The following is an 18,029-nucleotide window of genomic DNA, read 5'->3' on the forward strand; positions in this document are numbered from 1 at the left end:
AAGAAGGAAGAAAGAAAAGTTGTGTTTTGAAATAAAACTATTCTGACAATTAGATAGTAGAGTCATTTTGTTCTTTTTCATTTTTCAGGGTGGTTTTGAAAAACATTGATGGGAGTGGGTCTTGAGGTCAATTGACCTTATAAAAATAAGTTTGCTTAGGTCAACACATTTCTATGTATCCTATTTTGCTGATTCAAGCGAATCATGTTGCTGTAGACCCACACGGGCTTGGCTTTGTAAGATAAATATAGAAAAGTAATGTGTGAGGAGGCGCTGTTCGGTATGGAGCGCTACAACGAATTAAGACAAGGTGAAACAGGTGCTTGGGTCAGCATTATAGCCTATGTGATCTTATCTGCTGTCAAACTGATCATTGGGTATGTGTTTCATTCAGAAGCCCTTTCCGCAGATGGCTTGAATAATACGACAGATATCATTGCTTCGCTTGCCGTATTAATTGGGTTGCGTATTTCTCAGAAGCCACCTGATGAGGATCATCCATACGGTCATTTTAGAGCTGAAAATATTGCGTCACTTGTGGCTTCCTTTATTATGATGCTTGTCGGGCTTCAGGTTTTGCTGAGTGCAGGCCAGTCGCTTTTCTCATCAGAGCATCAAACGCCTGATATGATTGCAGCTTGGACGGCAGCAGGAAGTGCTGTTGTGATGTATGGCGTGTATATGTATAACCGTAAACTGTCTAAACGAATTAATAGCCAGGCGCTATATGCCGCAGCGGCTGATAATAAATCAGATGCTTATGTGAGTATCGGGACGTTTGTCGGAATTATCGCCTCTCAATTTCAGCTGGCGTGGGTTGATACGCTTGCTGCGTTTGTGATTGGCTTAATTATCTGTAAAACGGCGTGGGAGATTTTCAGAGATGCGTCTCATTCGTTAACGGACGGTTTTCATATAAAAGATATGTCTAAATATAAAGAGACGATTGAAGCGACACCAGGAGTGGGCGATTTGAAAGACATTAAAGCTCGTTATCTTGGAAGCACCGTCCATGTGGATGTGGTCATTGAAGTAGAACCGCATTTAAACATCGCAGAAAGCCATGATATTGCAGATGAAATTGAACGCAGAATGAAGCAGGAGCATGATATTTTACACTCTCATGTTCATATGGAACCAGCAAGTGAGCCTAAAGAGGAGCAGAAGTCTTTTCCATCGTGAGAAGGCTTCTTTTTTCTACGTGTTGATGTTTCATGCAAATGCGTGTTGTATGGTAAAGTTAGACTATATGAAAATTGACGGAAACGTGATAGGAGGATCAGGATGGCATTTGATGAACCGATGCATTCAGATTTACAAAAAATCGTAGATAACATCAATAAAGTGATGGTGGGGAAAAAAGATATTGCGATATTAAGCCTTGTTGCGATTTTGGCGAAGGGGCATGTGCTATTAGAGGATGTGCCTGGCGTTGGGAAGACCATGATGGTTCGTGCTCTGGCAAAATCCATTGGGTGTGAGTTTAAGCGAATCCAATTTACGCCTGACCTTTTGCCTTCAGATGTAACAGGTGTGTCGATTTATAATAAAAAGACAAACGAGTTTGAATTTAGACAAGGACCGATTATGGGGCAGATTATTTTGGCTGATGAAATCAACCGAACCTCTCCTAAAACACAATCAGCCCTTCTTGAAGCGATGGAAGAAGGCAGTGTCACAGTAGACGGAGAAACGATGCCGCTGGCAGATCCTTTCTTTGTGATGGCTACGCAAAATCCAGTGGAGTATGAGGGAACCTATCCACTTCCAGAAGCGCAAATGGACCGTTTCTTATTTAAGCTGCAGATGGGGTATCCAACCATGCTGGAGGAGCTTGAGGTGCTGAATTTGCAGGAGAAACAATCGCCAATTGACACGCTTCAGGCAGTCATGACAAAAGATCATATCCATGCTTTGCAGCAAGCGGTTCAGACCGTACATGTGGATGCATCGATTAAAGAATATATTGTCGAAATCGCCCAAGCGACGCGAAATCATCCGTCTGTCTATTTAGGCGTGAGCCCAAGGGGTTCAATTGCATTGATGAAAGCGGCTCAGGCGTATGCGCTGTTGAACAGGCGGGATTATGTGATTCCTGATGATGTACAGTATTTGGCGCCTTACACATTGCCGCATCGCATGATTTTGACATCAGAAGCAACATATGAAGGGAAGAAGGCGGAGACACTGTTGCGACAGATGATTGAGCATATTGGCGTACCAGTTCAAAAGTCGATGACTCAATGAAGTCACGTGACCGTTTCGCTTTTTCACTATGGTTACGGGTGTTTATGCTCCTTCTCCTTACAGCAGCAGCCTTTTGCTATGCCATGTTTCAGGGCGGTTTTGTGAGCTGGTTCCTTTTTTATGCATTTTCACCATATGCTTTGTATGCTTTGTTGTTTGCCCTTGTTCCACTTCGTGCAACAGCCAAAAGGACATTACAGCATACCCGGTTAAAGGCAGGGGATGTGCTGTCTGTTGACCTTGAAATCAAGCGGACGAATTTATTTCCGTACGTGTACGTCATACTTGAGGATGACCCGCCGGATACCTTCCATTTACAGGAACAGATTGAAATGAAGCGAATGATCTTTCCTTGGTTTCGAAAAACGTGGCGATTTTCATATCAATTCAATGACATCATGCGGGGAGAGCATCAATTGACGGCGGTTAGAATTAAAACGGGTGATATGTTTGGGTTTGTTGAAAAAGAAGTGATTCTTCCACTAGAGAAAACATTGCTTGTGTATCCGAAAATGTTGAATATTCCGGTTGAATCTGCTGTATCGGTGAATGAAAATGGAGGCAAAGCGGTGCACTCTTGGTTAAATGAACCGACAAATGTGACGACAGGTGTGCGTGAATACCAGCAAGGAGACCGTTTCGCTTGGGTGGACTGGAAGACAACAGCTAGAAGAGGTCAGCTTATGACGAAGGAATTTGAACAGAATCAGACAAAGGATCTGGTGGTGTTTGCTGATTTTACAGATGAAGCCGCTTTTGAAACGATTGTATCTATGGCCGCATCGGTTCTGCAAACGGCTGTGAAAAAAGGGGTGCCGGTAGGCCTTGTCCCGCTTGGGGATCAGCACATATTTCGAGTGGATCAAGGAGAGTGGCATTTACAGGACATGCTCTACTATTTAACAAAGGTGCAGTATCAGCCTTCTCGTGCACCTGATTATCAATCATTAACATCGATTGAGCACCAGCAGACAGGAAAGTATGTGGTGACAGGTCATCTGCAAGAAGAGCTTGCTACCATTTTACTTGGGAATCGAAACAGAAAGAACATCACCGTTCTTTTAGTGAAGAGAGCCGTTGATCGATTGACGGCAAAAGAAAAACAGCTTGTGGACCGGCTTAAAGCTTCTGGGATACACACGACCCTTTTATTTGAGGACCGGCTGCACGAAAGAACTGTGAGGTGACAAACATTTATGCTGCATATGCATCAGCGGCAAAGCCGTTTTGAGTTGTTCATCTATTATGCTGTCGCATTTCTGCTGCTTTGGGAGTGGCTTCGTCCGCTTCAAGATTTTACAGAGACGAGTCATACGTCTTATTTCATCATTTTTATAGGGCTTACGTGTTTGTTTACGTTCTTTCGATTGAAGTGGTATGTGACGTTTCCTATTTGTGCTGGATTGATCTTGCTCGCATTATATTTGATTTTTTATCAATCAGAGCCAAGTTATCTGCCTGCGCTGTTTGCTGATATTCAAGATAATATTTCTTTGATGAGCATGGGCATGTGGAGTGACATGTATCCGTCTTTCCGCACATTGTTGTTTTATATTTTGCTTTGGCTACTTGTTTATTTGCTTCATTATTGGGTTGTGTATCAGCAGCGTATCTTTTTCTTTTTACTGATGACGATTGTATATGTCACGATTCTTGATACGTTTACACCTTATGATGCGACTTTTGCGATCGTTCGAATTATGGTATTTGGCTTTTGTTTGCTTGGCCTGCTCTATTTCGACCGGCTTCGTTCGGCTGAAGGTGTGCGGGTGTCACAGAAAGCGCGTCTCAATTGGTTCTTACCCATGCTGGCACTTGTTCTTGTATCAGCATCACTCGGTGCTTCTTTGCCAAAATCTGATCCGAAATGGCCTGACCCTGTTCCGTTTTTTAAAGCGGTCACGAATCAAGATGGTTCCACCGGGCAGAATAAGGTGGGATATAGTGCGGATGATTCGTCGCTTGGGGGACCGTTTAGTGAGGACCGTACACCGGTATTTAAATGGAGCGGAAAAGAGCCGTCTTATTTTCGTGTAGAAACAAAAAGTATTTACACGGGGAAAGGCTGGGAGGATGCTTCAAATGATACGAAACCTACTCGGTTAAAAGGGAATGAGGTGCCGAACCGGTGGTTTACCAATCGCGTGAAAACAGAGGAGCATGAAACGAGAGTCGATATGGAATCAAATTATCGATTTAATCATGCTGTTTATCCGATTGGTACGGTTATGCTGACGCCAATGGAAAACATTCCACTACAAATGATGGGCAAAACGGAGAAAATTGTCCCGTCCACTCAAAACCCGCCCAAAAATTTAGGGAACTATCGAGTCAGCTTCTTATCACCTACATTTATCCTAGAGGATTTACAGCGGATCAAAGTACCGACCAAGCAGCAAGTGAACCAGCAGGTCGGACGTGAATACTTGCAGCTCCCATCCTCGCTGCCAGAGCGTGTGAAAACATTGGCGAACAGCTTAACGGAAACGAAGGATAATATGTATGATAAAGCAAAAGCGATTGAGGATTATTTAGGATCTGCGAAGTTTTCATATGAAACCCAAAATGTCGCTGTGCCTGAGCGTGACGAAGACTATGTGGATCAGTTCTTATTTGATACGATGATTGGCTATTGTGATAACTTTTCAACCTCTATGATTGTCATGCTTCGCTCGATTGGAATTCCGGCGAGATGGGTGAAAGGGTACACGTCAGGTCAGTTATATGAAACACAAATGGATGGAAACAATGTGTATGAAGTGACCAATAACAATGCGCATTCATGGGTAGAGGTGTATTTTCCAAACCGTGGCTGGGTGACATTCGAACCGACAAAAGGGTTCACGAACCCAGAGACATTTACGAATGAAACCACGGCTAACAACGACCAAACAGATGATCAACAGGATGAAAAAGATCAGCCCGCATCTGATCAACAAGAAAACGAGCAGACACAACAGCCGCAGCAACAAGAACCAGAACAGGCGGCAAAACAAGAGGAACAAGCAACTAAAGCAAAGCCAAGTATGGTTCATGTTGGTTCAATCTTGTGCTACGCAGCAGGTGTGATTGTCTTTCTTGGTTTCATAGGCTGGATGCTTTACCGGTTCAGAGCAAGATGGCTGCCAATCTTTATTGTGAGAAAGGTAAAACGTCTGCCAGATGAGGAAGCTTTTTTCTACGCATATGCTGCTCTATTAAAACAGCTAAGGCGCAGAGGGATTGAGAAAAAGCCAGGCATGACGCTAAGAGAATTTGCTTCTTTGATCGATGACAAGGAAGGGAATCATCACATGTCTGAACTAACGCAGTTCTATGAGCGGGCGCTCTACAGGCGAGAAGATGCGTCGGCGCTTTGGCGGCAGTCGGTGAAGTTATGGGAAAATTTAATAAACAGGAGATAGTCTTGACCCCGTACCTTCCTGTTGTTAGAATAGGTGAATATTAAAACCTTCTAAAATACATGAAATTGAAGCGTTCGGATGTGAGTCTGGGCGCTTCAAAAGCGTGATTTACACTGAGAGCAGGTTTTCTCCTCTCATTTTTTCTGTGCGTTTATAAAAACTATATTGGACATAGAGGTGACACCATGACAAATTTAGTAAATGAAATGATTTTGGTTCTCGATTTCGGTAGTCAGTACAATCAGCTGATCACTCGCCGTATTCGTGAATTTGGTGTGTACAGTGAGCTTCATCCGCACACTTTAACTGCTGAAGAAATTAAAGAAATGGCGCCGAAAGGAATCATCCTTTCTGGTGGACCAAACAGTGTATATGATGAAGGATCTTTCCGTTGTGACGAAAAGATTTTTGATCTAGGCATTCCAGTTCTAGGCATTTGCTACGGCATGCAGCTGATGACTCACTATTTAGGTGGGAAAGTAGAAGCGGCTAGCCAGCGTGAATATGGGAAAGCAGACATCCATATTAACGGAACACCTGATTTATTCAAAGACCTTCCAACGGATCAAGTCGTTTGGATGAGCCATGGTGACCTTGTCGTTGAAGTACCAGAAGGCTTTACAGTTGATGCAACAAGTGCACATTGTCCAAACTCAGCGATGAGCTTAGCTGAGAAGAATTTCTATGGCGTTCAGTTCCACCCAGAGGTACGTCACTCTGAGTACGGAAATGATCTATTGAAGAACTTTGTCTTCGGCGTATGTGACTGCGATGGCAAATGGTCAATGGAGAATTTCATTGAAATCGAAATGCAGAAAATCCGTGAAACAGTAGGCGACAAACAAGTACTGTGCGCACTAAGCGGCGGTGTAGATTCATCTGTTGTGGCTGTATTGATCCACAAAGCCATCGGCGATCAGCTAACATGTATTTTCGTTGACCACGGTCTTCTTCGCAAAGGCGAAGCAGAAGGGGTTATGAAAACATTTAGCGAAGGTTTCAACATGAACGTGATTAAAGTAGATGCGAAAGATCGCTTCTTAAACAAGCTAAAAGGTGTGTCTGATCCTGAGCAAAAACGTAAAATCATCGGTAACGAATTCATTTATGTATTCGATGACGAATCGGACAAGCTAAAAGGAATTGACTACTTAGCACAAGGAACACTTTATACAGACATCATTGAGAGCGGAACAGCAACGGCACAAACAATCAAATCTCACCACAACGTTGGCGGTCTTCCAGAAGACATGCAGTTTGAATTGATTGAGCCACTCAATACACTATTCAAGGATGAAGTTCGTGCTCTAGGGTCAGAGCTAGGTATTCCAGACGACATCGTATGGAGACAGCCATTCCCAGGTCCAGGACTAGGAATCCGTGTACTAGGTGAAATTTCTGAAGAAAAACTAGAAATCGTCCGTGAATCTGATGCGATTCTACGAGAAGAAATTGCCAACTTCGGCCTTGAGCGCGACATCTGGCAATACTTCACAGTTCTCCCTGACATCCGCAGCGTAGGTGTCATGGGTGACGCAAGAACATACGACTACACAATCGGTATCCGTGCTGTTACGTCTATTGACGGTATGACGAGTGACTGGGCAAGAATCCCTTGGGATGTACTTGAAAAGATCTCGACTCGTATCGTGAATGAAGTGAAGCATGTGAACCGCGTGGTGTATGATATTACGAGTAAGCCGCCTGCTACGATTGAGTGGGAATAGTAATAATAGAGCTAGAAACCTTTGTGTATCAAGGGTTTCTAGCTCTTTTTTATGTTTAATTGCACTTGTTCCTTCCATTTTATTGTGTGTATTCATCATTCCATCCCTTACACACATCAATCCATTGTGTATAACCGGAGTGTTTTTCTAGTTGTTTGATTGTGAGTTCAATAGCACTGTTACTGCTGCCGCAGGCTGGATAGACTGTCTCAAAACGTTTGAGTGACATATCTAAATAAACAGAAACACCATTCTTTATAGCAAAAGGACATACTCCGCCAATTTCATGACCGACCAAGTCAACGACCTCATGAGGAGGCAGCATTTTCGCTTTTGTTTTAAAATATTCTTTGAATTTTTTGTTATCAACTTTTGCATCGCCAGAGGTCACAACTAAAATAGCTTGTCCATTTACTAGAAAGGAGAGTGTTTTTGCGATTCTTTCAGGTTCGCAGCCCAATGCAGAAGCAGCCAAGTCTACGGTTGCACTAGATACTGAAAATTCCTGAATTCGAGTATCCATCTCATATTGTTTAAAATAATCTTTTACTTGCTTGATTGACATGATGATGTCTCCTTTTTATTCGTATTGATTTGACATTTTCTTGATTTTAAAATTTTACTTTAAAGATAAGTCTCATACATTCTGCTCATTATGTTCTATTATTTAAACGATATTGATGTGGTGTTAGGTGATACCTTTTCTTAAATAAACGAATGAAATGCTCTACATTTTGATAACCAACGGCTCCCGAAATATGATCCACTTGTAAATTACTCCCGGTTAGCATTTCGCAGGCTTTGTCCAATCTTATTTCTTGTCGAATCTCACGAAATGATTTGCCGAGTTTACGAGCTATATATTTAGACAGGTAAGATTGTGAAAGGTTAAATTCCTCTGCCATCTCCTGAATTGTTATATGCTCACAACATTGCTGAATATATTGAAGCATTTGAATCATACGTATATCACTATATTGTTTGACCTGAATGACGTTCATATGACTTGGTTTGAATCTTAATAAGAGACATAATAATATCTCAAACAAATTATTCATAATCAACTGGTAACTAGGAAATCGATTGTGATTTTCTATAAATAGTTGAAGAGAGCAGTCTAGCAAATTTTTATTCAAGTGACTATGGAAAATAAGAATATGTTTATTTTCTTTTATATACAATGCATTCAAAAAGAACTCTGAAATGACATGATTTCCTTTTAACATTTTAAAAAACACTTTTTGAAAAGTACTTTTGCGGATCATGATTTGTATTGCGATTGTATTCTCCATTACAAGTGGCTTGTGTATTGTGTCAGGTGGAATAAAGGCAATATCTCCTGATTTTAAAACGATTTTTTTATCTTCCACTTCTACATACATCTCATTTTCCAGAACATAGATCATCTCAAAGAAATCATGGATAGCCGACAATTGAGGCATAAAACGGCTATACTTTCTCACTTCGATATCTTTTTCCTGACCTAACCACATGGTATCCTCTTTTTCAAATTCGTTCTGCCCTCTTAGCAAAAATTCTTCTATATATATTTGCTTTTGCATGAAATTGTTTTGATCATAATCCTTCAAAAATAATTGCAATGATTGATTGTCATGCTTTTTCTGTTGGTATTGTTGATAAAAGATTTCTTGTTCGTTATATTCTCTTAAATATTGCATCGCTTCATGTTTTTCAAGTTTATCTGTTTCCATCTACATCCAAACCTCTAGTTTATTTACTGCAACCACCAGGGCCTTCACTGTTGCTTCTATAATATCTTTATCGATTCCAGCACCCCAATGCATTTTCCCTTGATTTGAAATACCAATCTGTGCACAGGCTTTTGCTTGAGAATCGTTGCCCAAAGAATTCTGTTCATAGACTTCCAAATCATACTCGAGATGAAAATGTGCTTTTAACGCGTTACTGATTGCATCTAAACTTCCAGTGCCAGTTCCTTGTATGTCAATTTGTCGATGATCTCTCAGCAAAGTTAAGGTGACTTCTTGCTTCTCTCCTTTATGAAATTGATAATCAAGCAGCTGGAAATGAGGGTGAAAATCAACATACTGTTCTTCAAAAACATGATATATTTCTTCGACAGACAATTCCCTATTTGTCTGATCAGATACTTTCTTTGCTGCATATCCCATGGCTTCATTCATTTGATAAGGAAGTTGAATGCCATAATTTGTTTCTAGGATATAACCTATGCCACCTTTTCCAGACTGGCTATTGATTCGAATCACATCCGTTTGATAATTCCTCCCCAAGTCAACTGGATCTACTGGGATATACGGAACGTCCCATTTATCAACATGATGTTTCTTTCTATATTTCATACCTTTAGATATCGCATCTTGATGTGACCCAGAGAATGCGGTGAAAACCATCTCACCAGAATATGGCTGCCTCTCATAAACAGTGATTTTTGTTAGTTTTTCATATTTTTTACGAATCGCTTCTAGGTTATTGAAATTCAATTTTGGATCATAACCTTGTGAATACATATTCATCGCCAAGGTAATCAAGTCTACGTTCCCTGTACGTTCACCGATACCAAATAATGTACCTTCGACTCTTTCTGCGCCAGCTAGAACACCAAATTCTGCATCACTCACCCCAGAGCCACGGTCATTATGAGGGTGAACAGATAATGTCACACTGTCTCGGTAAGACAGATTTTTGTGTATATACTCAATCTGACTTGCAAAGATATGAGGCATTGAATATTCAACTGTTGTCGGAATATTGATGATCGCTTTGTGATGTGGTGTCGGTTTCCAAATATCTAAAACACTATTACAAATATCTAATGCATAATCAACTTCTGTTCCTGGAAAGCTTTCAGGACTATATTGAAAATAAATGTTACTTTTTGTTTTTTCGGCCAGTTCTTTTACTAAAATAGCTCCATCAATGGCAATTTGTTTTATTTCATCTTTTGTTTTCTGAAATACTTGTCTGCGCTGCGCTTCTGAAGTCGAATTATATAAATGAACAATCGCTTTCGGTACCCCCTTAATGGCTTCGAAGGTTCGGCGGATAATATGCTCTCTTGCTTGAGTGATCACCATAATCGTGACATCGTCTGGAATCATATGACGATCAATCAGTGTCCGTAATAGCTTAAACTCCGTATCATTAGCAGCTGGAAATGCGATTTCAATTTCTTTAAAACCTATCTCTACTAGTAGCTGAAACATGTCCAATTTCTCTTCTAAGTTCATAGGAATAGGTAATGCTTGATTTCCATCCCGTAAGTCCACACTGCACCATATCGGAGCACGTTCTAATGTTTCTTTTTTCACCCAATCATAAGTAAGGTTCGGTGGCAAAAAGTATTTCTTTTCGTATTTTTTGTGGTTAAACATCATCGATTCCTCCTAGTAAATAGAATAAAAAAAGTCCTTCATCTCCAATATTTTCATTGGAGACGAAAGACTTCTTCTTACGCGGTACCACCCCTGTTTCATGATAACTTTACATTATCATGCGCTTATTCGGATACAGATTGTTTGATCTGATATCCTTCCCGTATAACGGCGGGGTGCCGACCTTAACTACATCAATCATTTTCATTTCACTAAGGCTACTCTAAGGTGAGTTCCCTACCTTTATGTTATTGCTTCTCATCAACCAGCAACTTTCTGAAAACATTTCGGCAAGTATTATTCCTTATCATCGCATTCTCATTTTTCTGATTTTTTCTATTATACCAAGATGACAAAAAAGTGATAGTGGTAGGGATGTCTTTTTTAATTGATTTTTTTTGTCCTATGGGTGTCTTGTCTTCATTTTACTTCTGTTTTAATGGTGAAAGTGAATTCTAGAATAACTAGCGTGTTTTGCTAGAATTTGAAGCGGTAATTCATCTTTCAGATGTTAATGGTCTTTGAACCGTTTTCTCATTCTTGATAGGAGAACCGAGCACATCTTTACCTTACGAGTTTAGTATAACGGAAATCATTTTTAAGGAACTTGACTTTTTGTGCTATGGAAATTGAATGATTATTTTGTGGAAGGTTATTTAAAAATAGCACAAATGATCAAAAAATAAGAGGAGGAAAGTAATAAAATAAAAGGTAGAGGAGGGAGAAACAATGGATTACTATAAGAGAATACAGCTTTCGATTGAGTTTATTGAGGAGAATCTTCAAAACAATATAAGTATAAAGGATATTTCCTCGAAATCCTGCTTTTCAGCGTTTCATTTTCAGCGACTGTTTCAAGCCATTACAGGATTTTCTGTGCAAGAGTATATCAGAAATAGAAGGCTCTCTGAAGCTGCTAGGTTACTGAAAGAAACAAATCAGAATATTTTACACATAGCGATTGCGTTCCAGTATGGTTCTCAAGAAGCGTTTGCCCGTGCTTTTTTACAATTCTTTGGGGTGACACCAGGCAGGTTTCGAAAAGAGGAAATGGTGTTAAAGAAACAAAACAAAATGGATTTTTTAGCGTATCAATCTAAGTTAGACAGTGAATTCAATATGAATAAACCTGTCATGACTCAATTAAACAAATTTTATATTATTGGTTACGAGTATCAAACGAATCTTCAAAGTGAGGAATATTTCACGGACATTCCTTTGTTTTATATGGATTTTGGAAAAAAGGAGTATTATCAACAGATTCCAAAGAGAAAAGCACCTCATATGGCTTATGGTGTATCTACTTCTTTTCATGATGATGGCCGTTTTTCGTTTGTGGTAGGGGAAGAAGTGGAGGAATCCGATATAGATTTAAATGAAGGGTTTGTAAAAATAGTGATTCCTGAGGGGAGATATGCAGAATTTAAAGTGAGTGGCTCTCATGAAATGGTGCAAAACACTAGAAGGTATATCTATGGTAGCTGGCTTCCAAATTCTAATTATGAAAGAACGAGCGGACCAGATTTTGAAATAACAGATGTCCTACATTCAAATGGTCCGAACGATATCAAAATGAAAATCTATATTCCTATCGAGGAATAAGGGGGATTAAGAGATGAAAATAGAAAGTCTTTTTGGCACTTTTCCTGTAGTTGCGTCAAAGAATCTATTATTAAAAAAGGTGGAAGAACGTCATTTGCCAGAGTTGTTTTCAATTTACGACAATGACACAGTCTTTCAGTATTGTGGGATCATTCCCAAACATAATCTCCAAACGGTAAAAAAAATGATTGGACATTTTGAACGAGATTATACGAAGAAAAGCAGAGTGAAATGGGGAATCTGTCAAAAGGATAATCCTCATACGCTAGTTGGTATCATCGAAATAATGGACATCAATCAAAAAGTGAATGCGGTGACGATTGGCTATTTCTTTGCAGAGGAACATTGGGGAAAAGGCATCGCAACAGAAGCTGTCTCTACACTAGTGAAATTTCTGTTTGAAGAGATTGATATCAATAGAATTCAAGCGGAAGTCATGCCAGCAAATGAGGTATCAAAAAAAGTCCTGTCGAAAAATGGTTTTATCAAAGAAGGACTGCTTAGACAAGCTGTTTTATGGTCTGGCAAAGGAGTTGTTGATGTAGAAATATACAGCATGCTGAAAGTGGATTACATGAGTGAATAAGCTTGATAACATGATGCTGATAAAGCGTTTAAGATATCAGCTTTTTATGATCTCATTTTTCTTTTATCGGAACCCTTTTAGAAAATAAAAAAGCGAACACTGAGCTCGCTCATTATGGTTAATTCAATTCGTTGGAAAATCGAATTTGTCTATCTTTTAGTTCATCATAGAATGTGAAGTGTTGTAACTTCAATTCTTCACAGACTTTTTTGATCATCCATTTGCCTCGTTCTTCGATTCTGAGATTTACTTTATGTAGGAACTCACTTAATTCTTGTTCATTTTGAGGTTTTAATTGATTGTAATTTCCTATACCTGCAAAATGACCTTCCCAAAATTCACTCACTGTCCATTCCTCATCATTGTTCACATAAGGTTGAAGGAAATATCGTTCGACGAACTGTTTCCAACAGCCTAATGGTTTAAAAAAGCCAAAGAATGATTGTAATGTCACATCCCAATAATCTTGAGAGAAACTGTATCGACCAGTGTTCATCCAATGAGGTAATACAGTGAAATTTCCAATATAATGAGAAGAAGTAGCGAATTTTTCAAACGCTGCAATATTATCTTTGATCTGTTTAAACTCTTTGAATTTCTCATTAGAAATCAATAAATGACATTGATCTATAAGAGGGTTTTTGGGGTTAATGCCAATTTCATTGTATAAAGCGTTTTTATTTTCTGAGCTTATCACACTGTTTTTATAAGTTGTCCAAAACGAATTCATTGTTTCGCCGCGGAGCAAATCATAATAATCTAAATGGTGTTTTGATTTAAGCTCAGGATCATTCTCTGTACCCCATAGTAATTGATAAATATGAAAAGGTTCTTTATCACAATCAGCTTTACTACGCGGTTTAACTTTAGCTTTGAGTTTACCCATTTTATACTCTAACATGATCTTAATTGATGATGTATCTTTGATCGGCTCTTTGATATAGCTTTGTTTAAAATCCCATTCCTAAGGCTTGATTTCAAGTTCTTCACACTTTTCAAACCAGCCTTCTATCCATGTGTTCCCCTTCATTTCTTTCCTCCTCTTTTCATTATCTATTGAATACTTTTTTCATTCTTAATCTTTTCCACAACACCACCGCAAGAACAAGCAGAATGACACATTGAACCGAGAGCAAAAGCATTTGCATTCCGAAAGGCGTATTTCCATTTGTCACTTGATCCACGATATTATGAACGGCATGCCATAAGATCACCCATTGCAGACTGTTCGTGAGTGCAACGATTTCAGCTGCAACGAATCCAAATAAAAAGGCGAAAAGGATTTGTGCGATGGTTAAGGTGATGCTTTTTCCGCTTAGCAGATTCGCAGCATGACCAAGGCCGAATAGTACGGCGGAGCCCCATATGGCAGTGCGCAAGTTGATTTGTTTTAAATATTGAAACAGAATGCCTCGAAAGATTCCTTCTTCAAAAAGGCCGACACACACCATGAAGAAACAAAGTGCTAGAAAGGAAGAAACAGTTAAATCCTTGTTGAATCCAGCAATAAACGGAATGGCCTCGATGATAAGGATCGGAAATATCCACATCCCAAGAGACCCTTTTCGAAAACCTATTTCTTTCAAGTGAAAACGACTTTTTTGAATAATGAATAGAAGTAAAAGACACCCAGCTAGCATGGCGCAGCCATTGATGAGATAGATGGTCATCGGATCGGTTACTTCTTTGATGGATAAATAGACACCTGCACTTGTTGGAATGATTAAAGAAAAGAGCAGTAGAAGTACTGATTTTCGAATGATTGTGATTGGTTTCATGTGTTGATTCCTCCTCTAACGTCAGAGTAGTGGAATCATGCAGAAGTCACAATGAAATCTTCCTAACATGTCAATATTTAGCCCTAAGATGCACATTAAGATGTTGTTCGTTTCTTTCGTTGCTGTAAAAGATCGTTGATTTCCTCAGCGGTTGCTTGATCTTTTTTATACAATAGGTACTTGATCACAAAGAATAAAGCCATGACCACAAGGAAATTTAGGATAAACGAAAGAGGGCTGATTTCACCGCTCACAATAATGATGGTTGTTATAATCATACCCATCACAAGGACGATATATAGAATTTGTTGAAAAAGAATCCGTTTATGGCTGTACGTTTGTTTTGAGTATAGCAAGAAGGTCAGGGCGCTTGAAAAAAAGGAACTGAACATGATGGCTTGTAAAATATAGATGGGCATCGTTCCAAACGTGAAACAGTAAATCAATACGAGTGCAGTAAAGATCATACAAAATGTGATCAAAAGATTTGTGATATAACGTTTCATCCTGTTCACTTCCTTCGTAACCCAAGTTTCTCTTTTAATGATTGAATATAAAAACGTGAAATCATCACCTTTTCCTCATTTGTAAGCTTTGCTTCAAAACGGCCACTCGTTTTAGGAGAAATAGCGGCAATAGAATCTATATTCAGAATCATCGATTTTGAAATCCTGACATAATCGTGCGCTTCAAGCCGTTCTTCAAGTTCAAATAACTTTTCCTTTAAGAGAAACACTCCATCTGACGTATACAAGAACGATCTTTTATCAACGCTTTCTATATATAAAATGTCGTGATAATAGACCTTTTTCACTCTTTCTTTCGTTGGTTCTTGTGCTAAGAAATAGGGGGCTGACTGCTCCACTTGCTGGACAAGTTTTTCAACCGACGGATTGAGTTCATAAATGTGAAAAGAAACATACTCTGGTTGCGGCTTTTGGATGAAATGAATATCCGTTTTCATTTGTTTCTCCTCTGTTTAATAGGATTTTTCGTAATCTCTCTTCAAAATCGAATACATATACACATCATCGAATCCCTTCTGACCCAATTCATACTCTCTTAATAAACCCTCTTGTACAAAATGTATCTTCTCCAATAATTGAACAGAAGACGTATTTGCTGGATCAATGATTGCTTCAATCCGATTCAAGTTCATCTCCTGAAATCCATACCGCAACACCGCAGTAATCGCTTCCTTCATGATGCCTTTTCTCCAATGTTCATGGTGTAATTCATAGCCAATTTCCGTACGGCGGTGCTGTTTTTCTAGATTGAGAAAGCCGCAGCTGCCGATGATGGTGGGGTTGTTTTTTAAAGAAATGCCCCACCGGATGCCTGTTTGTTCTTTGAAGATATTGTCATACCATTTGATTTCTCCTTTTGTGTCTTCGATGGTTTCATGTGCATCAATGCCCATGTAGCGGCACACGGTTTCATTGGATAAATAGATGTGCATATCCTCAGCATCTGCGATTGTCGCTTGTTTTAAGATTAGTCTTTCAGTCTGTATCGTTGGAAATGATTGTGGAAAAGTAATTTTGTTCATGCATTTATCCCCCATGTGATGTCTTTTGTTCTGTACATGCCTTACAATAAAAAACCCCTTCATTTCTTAGCCAAGCCTTTACTTCTGTCATTCCTCGTCTCTTTGGATAGACCAGCTTAACGTACACTTCTTCGTTACCTTCTATTTTCTTTTGGCAGCTAGCACAAGCAGGTTCTTCAAATAGAAACAATCAATATCCTCCTTTTTGTAGATATTTCTTCCATTATATCAAAAGTTCAATACGATCTTTGCGGCCTATTCTTCACTTTCTCTATTTTTGTCCGACATATGCTAAGTAAAAGAAATTTCTGTTTGTTGAAACCGTTTGTGAGAAACCTTGCTCTAACAGGTGTAGGAGGTGTGGATGAGATGAAGCAAGTGCGTCTAATTAAAAAAGCACAAAAAGGGAATGTCCCGGCATTTGAGACATTAATGCTGATGTATCAAGAGCGTTTATATAAAACGGCTTTTCTCTACACAAGAAATAAAGAGGATTCGTTAGATGCTGTTCAAGAGACGGTCATTAAAGCATTTAAACATTTATCTGGATTAAAAGAACCGGCTTATTTTTCTACATGGCTGACTAGGATCTTGATTCATACGATTTTTGCGATGAAGAAAAAGCAGCAAGATGTTGTTCAGTTTGAACAGCATCATGAGAGCGTTGAGCGGCATGATTTTTTGGAAGACAAGCTCGATTTAAGAAATGCACTTGATGTGTTAGATGAGCAATATCAGCTCGTGATTCAGCTATTTTATTTTCAAGATTATTCGATTTCAATGATTTCTGAACAGATGGCTGTGCCTGAAGGAACGGTCAAAACGCATTTGTATCGAGCAAGAAAGTTATTAAAGCAAACATTGGAGAAGGAGGAGAGTGTCGATGGAACGAAAAGAAATGAAAAAGCTTTATGATGAGATTGATGTACCAAAGGTTGAATTGACCTCTGCGGTTCGCCAAGCAATAGGAGATGTGAAAGCGGAAAAGAAAAGAAATTGGTTTAAATGGAATTGGAGAACGCCAATCTATTCAGTTATCGCCCTGGTTGTCCTTTACTTTTCATCAGGCTTCATTTTTCCTTCTCTTAATACAGCGATGGCTCGAGTGCCGTTTGTTGGACAGTTATATATGATGTTTCACGATAAAGTAGGAATGTCTCTTTTTCAGAGTGAGTTGGTGAAGCATGTCAATGAGGGGGCTGAATCAAGAGGGGTTACTGTGAAAGTGAACAGTGTGTATTATGATGCCGGGCGGCTTGTTTATACGTTTACTGTGGAGAACTTGAATACAAAGGAAGATTCTGTACCATTCATAGTCAACAACTTCGATCATAAAAATGACACTTTCCAACCGAGTTACGACAATCAAGGATTGAAAAAAATGAAAGATGGCCGCTATGTTGGGCAGACAGAAGTCTATACAAATGGACAGACGATCAAACAAGGTCAGCAAGTGCCACTTGTCATTTCGAAGATTGGGGATATTGTAGGGAATTGGCGCTTCAAATTACCTGTTGTCAAGCAAAAAACCACCTTATTAGTGGGGCAAAAAGACGTGTCTATTTTAAACGGCCGTTATCAAATAAGAAATGTAAAGGTAGAAAATGGAGTGAATGGCTCTGCTATTCAATATGCCATTGATTACAATGGTTTTGCCAAAGATGATAGAGTTAGTATTGATAGAATGAAGGATAATTTAGGTAATGAGTATGAGCTTGAGATTGGAACCGTTTTAAGGAAAAACAACTGACTTCTGACAAAA

At 39.3% G+C, this 18,029-nt stretch carries 18 protein-coding genes and 1 other annotated feature; of the genes, 9 read left to right on the top strand and 9 right to left on the bottom strand.

Annotation, left to right across the window (positions count from 1 at the left end):
* The first annotated feature begins 282 nt into the window (after nt 1–282).
* The 5 genes from NST73_RS03180 (at nt 283) to guaA (ending at nt 7,378) form a co-directional block, all read left to right on the top strand.
* The gene (locus NST73_RS03180; RefSeq protein ID WP_024719381.1) at nt 283–1,182 is read left to right on the top strand and encodes a cation diffusion facilitator family transporter; all 900 of its coding nucleotides are present in this window, start codon (nt 283–285) and stop codon (nt 1,180–1,182) included.
* Between the two features lie 102 nt (nt 1,183–1,284).
* Complete coding sequence (locus tag NST73_RS03185) at nt 1,285–2,247, top strand: MoxR family ATPase (protein ID WP_017366721.1); 963 nt, start codon at nt 1,285–1,287, stop codon at nt 2,245–2,247.
* Nucleotides 2,244–3,434 carry a DUF58 domain-containing protein gene (locus NST73_RS03190; RefSeq protein WP_342499374.1) on the top strand — a complete coding sequence of 397 codons (1,191 nt, stop codon included), beginning with the start codon at nt 2,244–2,246 and terminating at the stop codon, nt 3,432–3,434. The genes NST73_RS03185 and NST73_RS03190 overlap by 4 nt, the downstream gene beginning before the upstream one ends.
* Before the next feature lie 9 nt (nt 3,435–3,443).
* Nucleotides 3,444–5,651: a transglutaminaseTgpA domain-containing protein gene (locus NST73_RS03195; protein WP_342499375.1), complete on the top strand. Its 2,208-nt coding sequence runs from the start codon at nt 3,444–3,446 to the stop codon at nt 5,649–5,651.
* A 185-nt stretch (nt 5,652–5,836) separates the two neighbouring features.
* Nucleotides 5,837–7,378, top strand: a complete 1,542-nt coding sequence (guaA, locus tag NST73_RS03200; protein ID WP_282746679.1) for a glutamine-hydrolyzing GMP synthase — start codon at nt 5,837–5,839, stop codon at nt 7,376–7,378.
* A gap of 79 nt (nt 7,379–7,457) precedes the next feature.
* Here the strand turns inward: guaA and NST73_RS03205 are convergent, their stop codons facing one another.
* From NST73_RS03205 to NST73_RS03215, 3 genes are all read right to left on the bottom strand, one after another.
* Nucleotides 7,458–7,943 (bottom strand): YbaK/EbsC family protein, encoded by a 486-nt coding sequence (locus tag NST73_RS03205; RefSeq protein WP_342499376.1) that lies wholly within the window; start codon nt 7,941–7,943, stop codon nt 7,458–7,460.
* A gap of 88 nt (nt 7,944–8,031) precedes the next feature.
* Complete coding sequence (locus NST73_RS03210) at nt 8,032–9,090, bottom strand: helix-turn-helix domain-containing protein (protein WP_342499377.1); 1,059 nt, start codon at nt 9,088–9,090, stop codon at nt 8,032–8,034.
* On the bottom strand, nt 9,091–10,752 hold the full coding sequence (locus NST73_RS03215; protein ID WP_342499548.1) for a 2-isopropylmalate synthase: 1,662 nt from the start codon (nt 10,750–10,752) through the stop codon (nt 9,091–9,093).
* Between the two features lie 55 nt (nt 10,753–10,807).
* Nucleotides 10,808–11,072, bottom strand: a binding site (T-box leader).
* Between the two features lie 409 nt (nt 11,073–11,481).
* Here NST73_RS03215 and NST73_RS03220 point away from each other — a divergent pair.
* Nucleotides 11,482–12,354 (top strand): AraC family transcriptional regulator, encoded by an 873-nt coding sequence (locus NST73_RS03220; RefSeq protein WP_256689055.1) that lies wholly within the window; start codon nt 11,482–11,484, stop codon nt 12,352–12,354.
* 13 nt (nt 12,355–12,367) lie between these two features.
* Nucleotides 12,368–12,940 (top strand): GNAT family protein, encoded by a 573-nt coding sequence (locus tag NST73_RS03225; RefSeq protein WP_160758074.1) that lies wholly within the window; start codon nt 12,368–12,370, stop codon nt 12,938–12,940.
* A 118-nt stretch (nt 12,941–13,058) separates the two neighbouring features.
* On the opposite strand, the gene NST73_RS03230 is transcribed toward NST73_RS03225, so the two are convergent.
* The 6 genes from NST73_RS03230 to NST73_RS03255 all read right to left on the bottom strand — a co-directional run bounded on the left by NST73_RS03230 (nt 13,059) and on the right by NST73_RS03255 (nt 16,457).
* Nucleotides 13,059–13,826 carry a hypothetical protein gene (locus NST73_RS03230; protein ID WP_342499378.1) on the bottom strand — a complete coding sequence of 256 codons (768 nt, stop codon included), beginning with the start codon at nt 13,824–13,826 and terminating at the stop codon, nt 13,059–13,061.
* A gap of 163 nt (nt 13,827–13,989) precedes the next feature.
* Nucleotides 13,990–14,718 carry a CPBP family intramembrane glutamic endopeptidase gene (locus NST73_RS03235; RefSeq protein WP_342499379.1) on the bottom strand — a complete coding sequence of 243 codons (729 nt, stop codon included), beginning with the start codon at nt 14,716–14,718 and terminating at the stop codon, nt 13,990–13,992.
* 95 nt (nt 14,719–14,813) lie between these two features.
* The gene (locus tag NST73_RS03240; protein WP_135009911.1) at nt 14,814–15,224 is read right to left on the bottom strand and encodes a hypothetical protein; all 411 of its coding nucleotides are present in this window, start codon (nt 15,222–15,224) and stop codon (nt 14,814–14,816) included.
* Between the two features lie 5 nt (nt 15,225–15,229).
* On the bottom strand, nt 15,230–15,682 hold the full coding sequence (locus NST73_RS03245; protein WP_135009909.1) for a LytTR family DNA-binding domain-containing protein: 453 nt from the start codon (nt 15,680–15,682) through the stop codon (nt 15,230–15,232).
* Between the two features lie 15 nt (nt 15,683–15,697).
* A complete protein-coding gene (locus NST73_RS03250) occupies nt 15,698–16,267 on the bottom strand; it encodes a GNAT family protein (protein WP_135009907.1) in 570 nt (189 codons plus the stop codon).
* A 4-nt stretch (nt 16,268–16,271) separates the two neighbouring features.
* On the bottom strand, nt 16,272–16,457 hold the full coding sequence (locus NST73_RS03255) for a hypothetical protein (protein WP_047946428.1): 186 nt from the start codon (nt 16,455–16,457) through the stop codon (nt 16,272–16,274).
* Between the two features lie 179 nt (nt 16,458–16,636).
* Between NST73_RS03255 and NST73_RS03260 the strand changes: the two genes are divergently transcribed.
* Both NST73_RS03260 and NST73_RS03265 read left to right on the top strand, forming a co-directional pair.
* Nucleotides 16,637–17,182 carry a sigma-70 family RNA polymerase sigma factor gene (locus tag NST73_RS03260; protein WP_342499380.1) on the top strand — a complete coding sequence of 182 codons (546 nt, stop codon included), beginning with the start codon at nt 16,637–16,639 and terminating at the stop codon, nt 17,180–17,182.
* Complete coding sequence (locus tag NST73_RS03265) at nt 17,151–18,017, top strand: DUF4179 domain-containing protein (protein WP_342499381.1); 867 nt, start codon at nt 17,151–17,153, stop codon at nt 18,015–18,017. Before NST73_RS03260 ends, NST73_RS03265 begins: the two co-directional genes overlap by 32 nt.
* The last annotated feature ends 12 nt before the right edge of the window (nt 18,018–18,029 follow it).

The sequence above is a fragment of the Bacillus sp. FSL W7-1034 genome (assembly GCF_038593365.1).
Lineage (GTDB): Bacteria > Bacillota > Bacilli > Bacillales > Bacillaceae > Bacillus > Bacillus altitudinis.

Coding starts and splice junctions, on each gene's coding strand:
- NST73_RS03180 (WP_024719381.1), top strand. CDS start 283: ATGGAGCGCTACAACGAATTAAGACAAGGTGAAACAGGTGCTTGGGTC.
- NST73_RS03185 (WP_017366721.1), top strand. CDS start 1,285: ATGGCATTTGATGAACCGATGCATTCAGATTTACAAAAAATCGTAGAT.
- NST73_RS03190 (WP_342499374.1), top strand. CDS start 2,244: ATGAAGTCACGTGACCGTTTCGCTTTTTCACTATGGTTACGGGTGTTT.
- NST73_RS03195 (WP_342499375.1), top strand. CDS start 3,444: ATGCTGCATATGCATCAGCGGCAAAGCCGTTTTGAGTTGTTCATCTAT.
- guaA (WP_282746679.1), top strand. CDS start 5,837: ATGACAAATTTAGTAAATGAAATGATTTTGGTTCTCGATTTCGGTAGT.
- NST73_RS03205 (WP_342499376.1), bottom strand. CDS start 7,943: ATGTCAATCAAGCAAGTAAAAGATTATTTTAAACAATATGAGATGGAT.
- NST73_RS03210 (WP_342499377.1), bottom strand. CDS start 9,090: ATGGAAACAGATAAACTTGAAAAACATGAAGCGATGCAATATTTAAGA.
- NST73_RS03215 (WP_342499548.1), bottom strand. CDS start 10,752: ATGTTTAACCACAAAAAATACGAAAAGAAATACTTTTTGCCACCGAAC.
- NST73_RS03220 (WP_256689055.1), top strand. CDS start 11,482: ATGGATTACTATAAGAGAATACAGCTTTCGATTGAGTTTATTGAGGAG.
- NST73_RS03225 (WP_160758074.1), top strand. CDS start 12,368: ATGAAAATAGAAAGTCTTTTTGGCACTTTTCCTGTAGTTGCGTCAAAG.
- NST73_RS03230 (WP_342499378.1), bottom strand. CDS start 13,826: ATGGGTAAACTCAAAGCTAAAGTTAAACCGCGTAGTAAAGCTGATTGT.
- NST73_RS03235 (WP_342499379.1), bottom strand. CDS start 14,718: ATGAAACCAATCACAATCATTCGAAAATCAGTACTTCTACTGCTCTTT.
- NST73_RS03240 (WP_135009911.1), bottom strand. CDS start 15,224: ATGAAACGTTATATCACAAATCTTTTGATCACATTTTGTATGATCTTT.
- NST73_RS03245 (WP_135009909.1), bottom strand. CDS start 15,682: ATGAAAACGGATATTCATTTCATCCAAAAGCCGCAACCAGAGTATGTT.
- NST73_RS03250 (WP_135009907.1), bottom strand. CDS start 16,267: ATGAACAAAATTACTTTTCCACAATCATTTCCAACGATACAGACTGAA.
- NST73_RS03260 (WP_342499380.1), top strand. CDS start 16,637: ATGAAGCAAGTGCGTCTAATTAAAAAAGCACAAAAAGGGAATGTCCCG.
- NST73_RS03265 (WP_342499381.1), top strand. CDS start 17,151: ATGGAACGAAAAGAAATGAAAAAGCTTTATGATGAGATTGATGTACCA.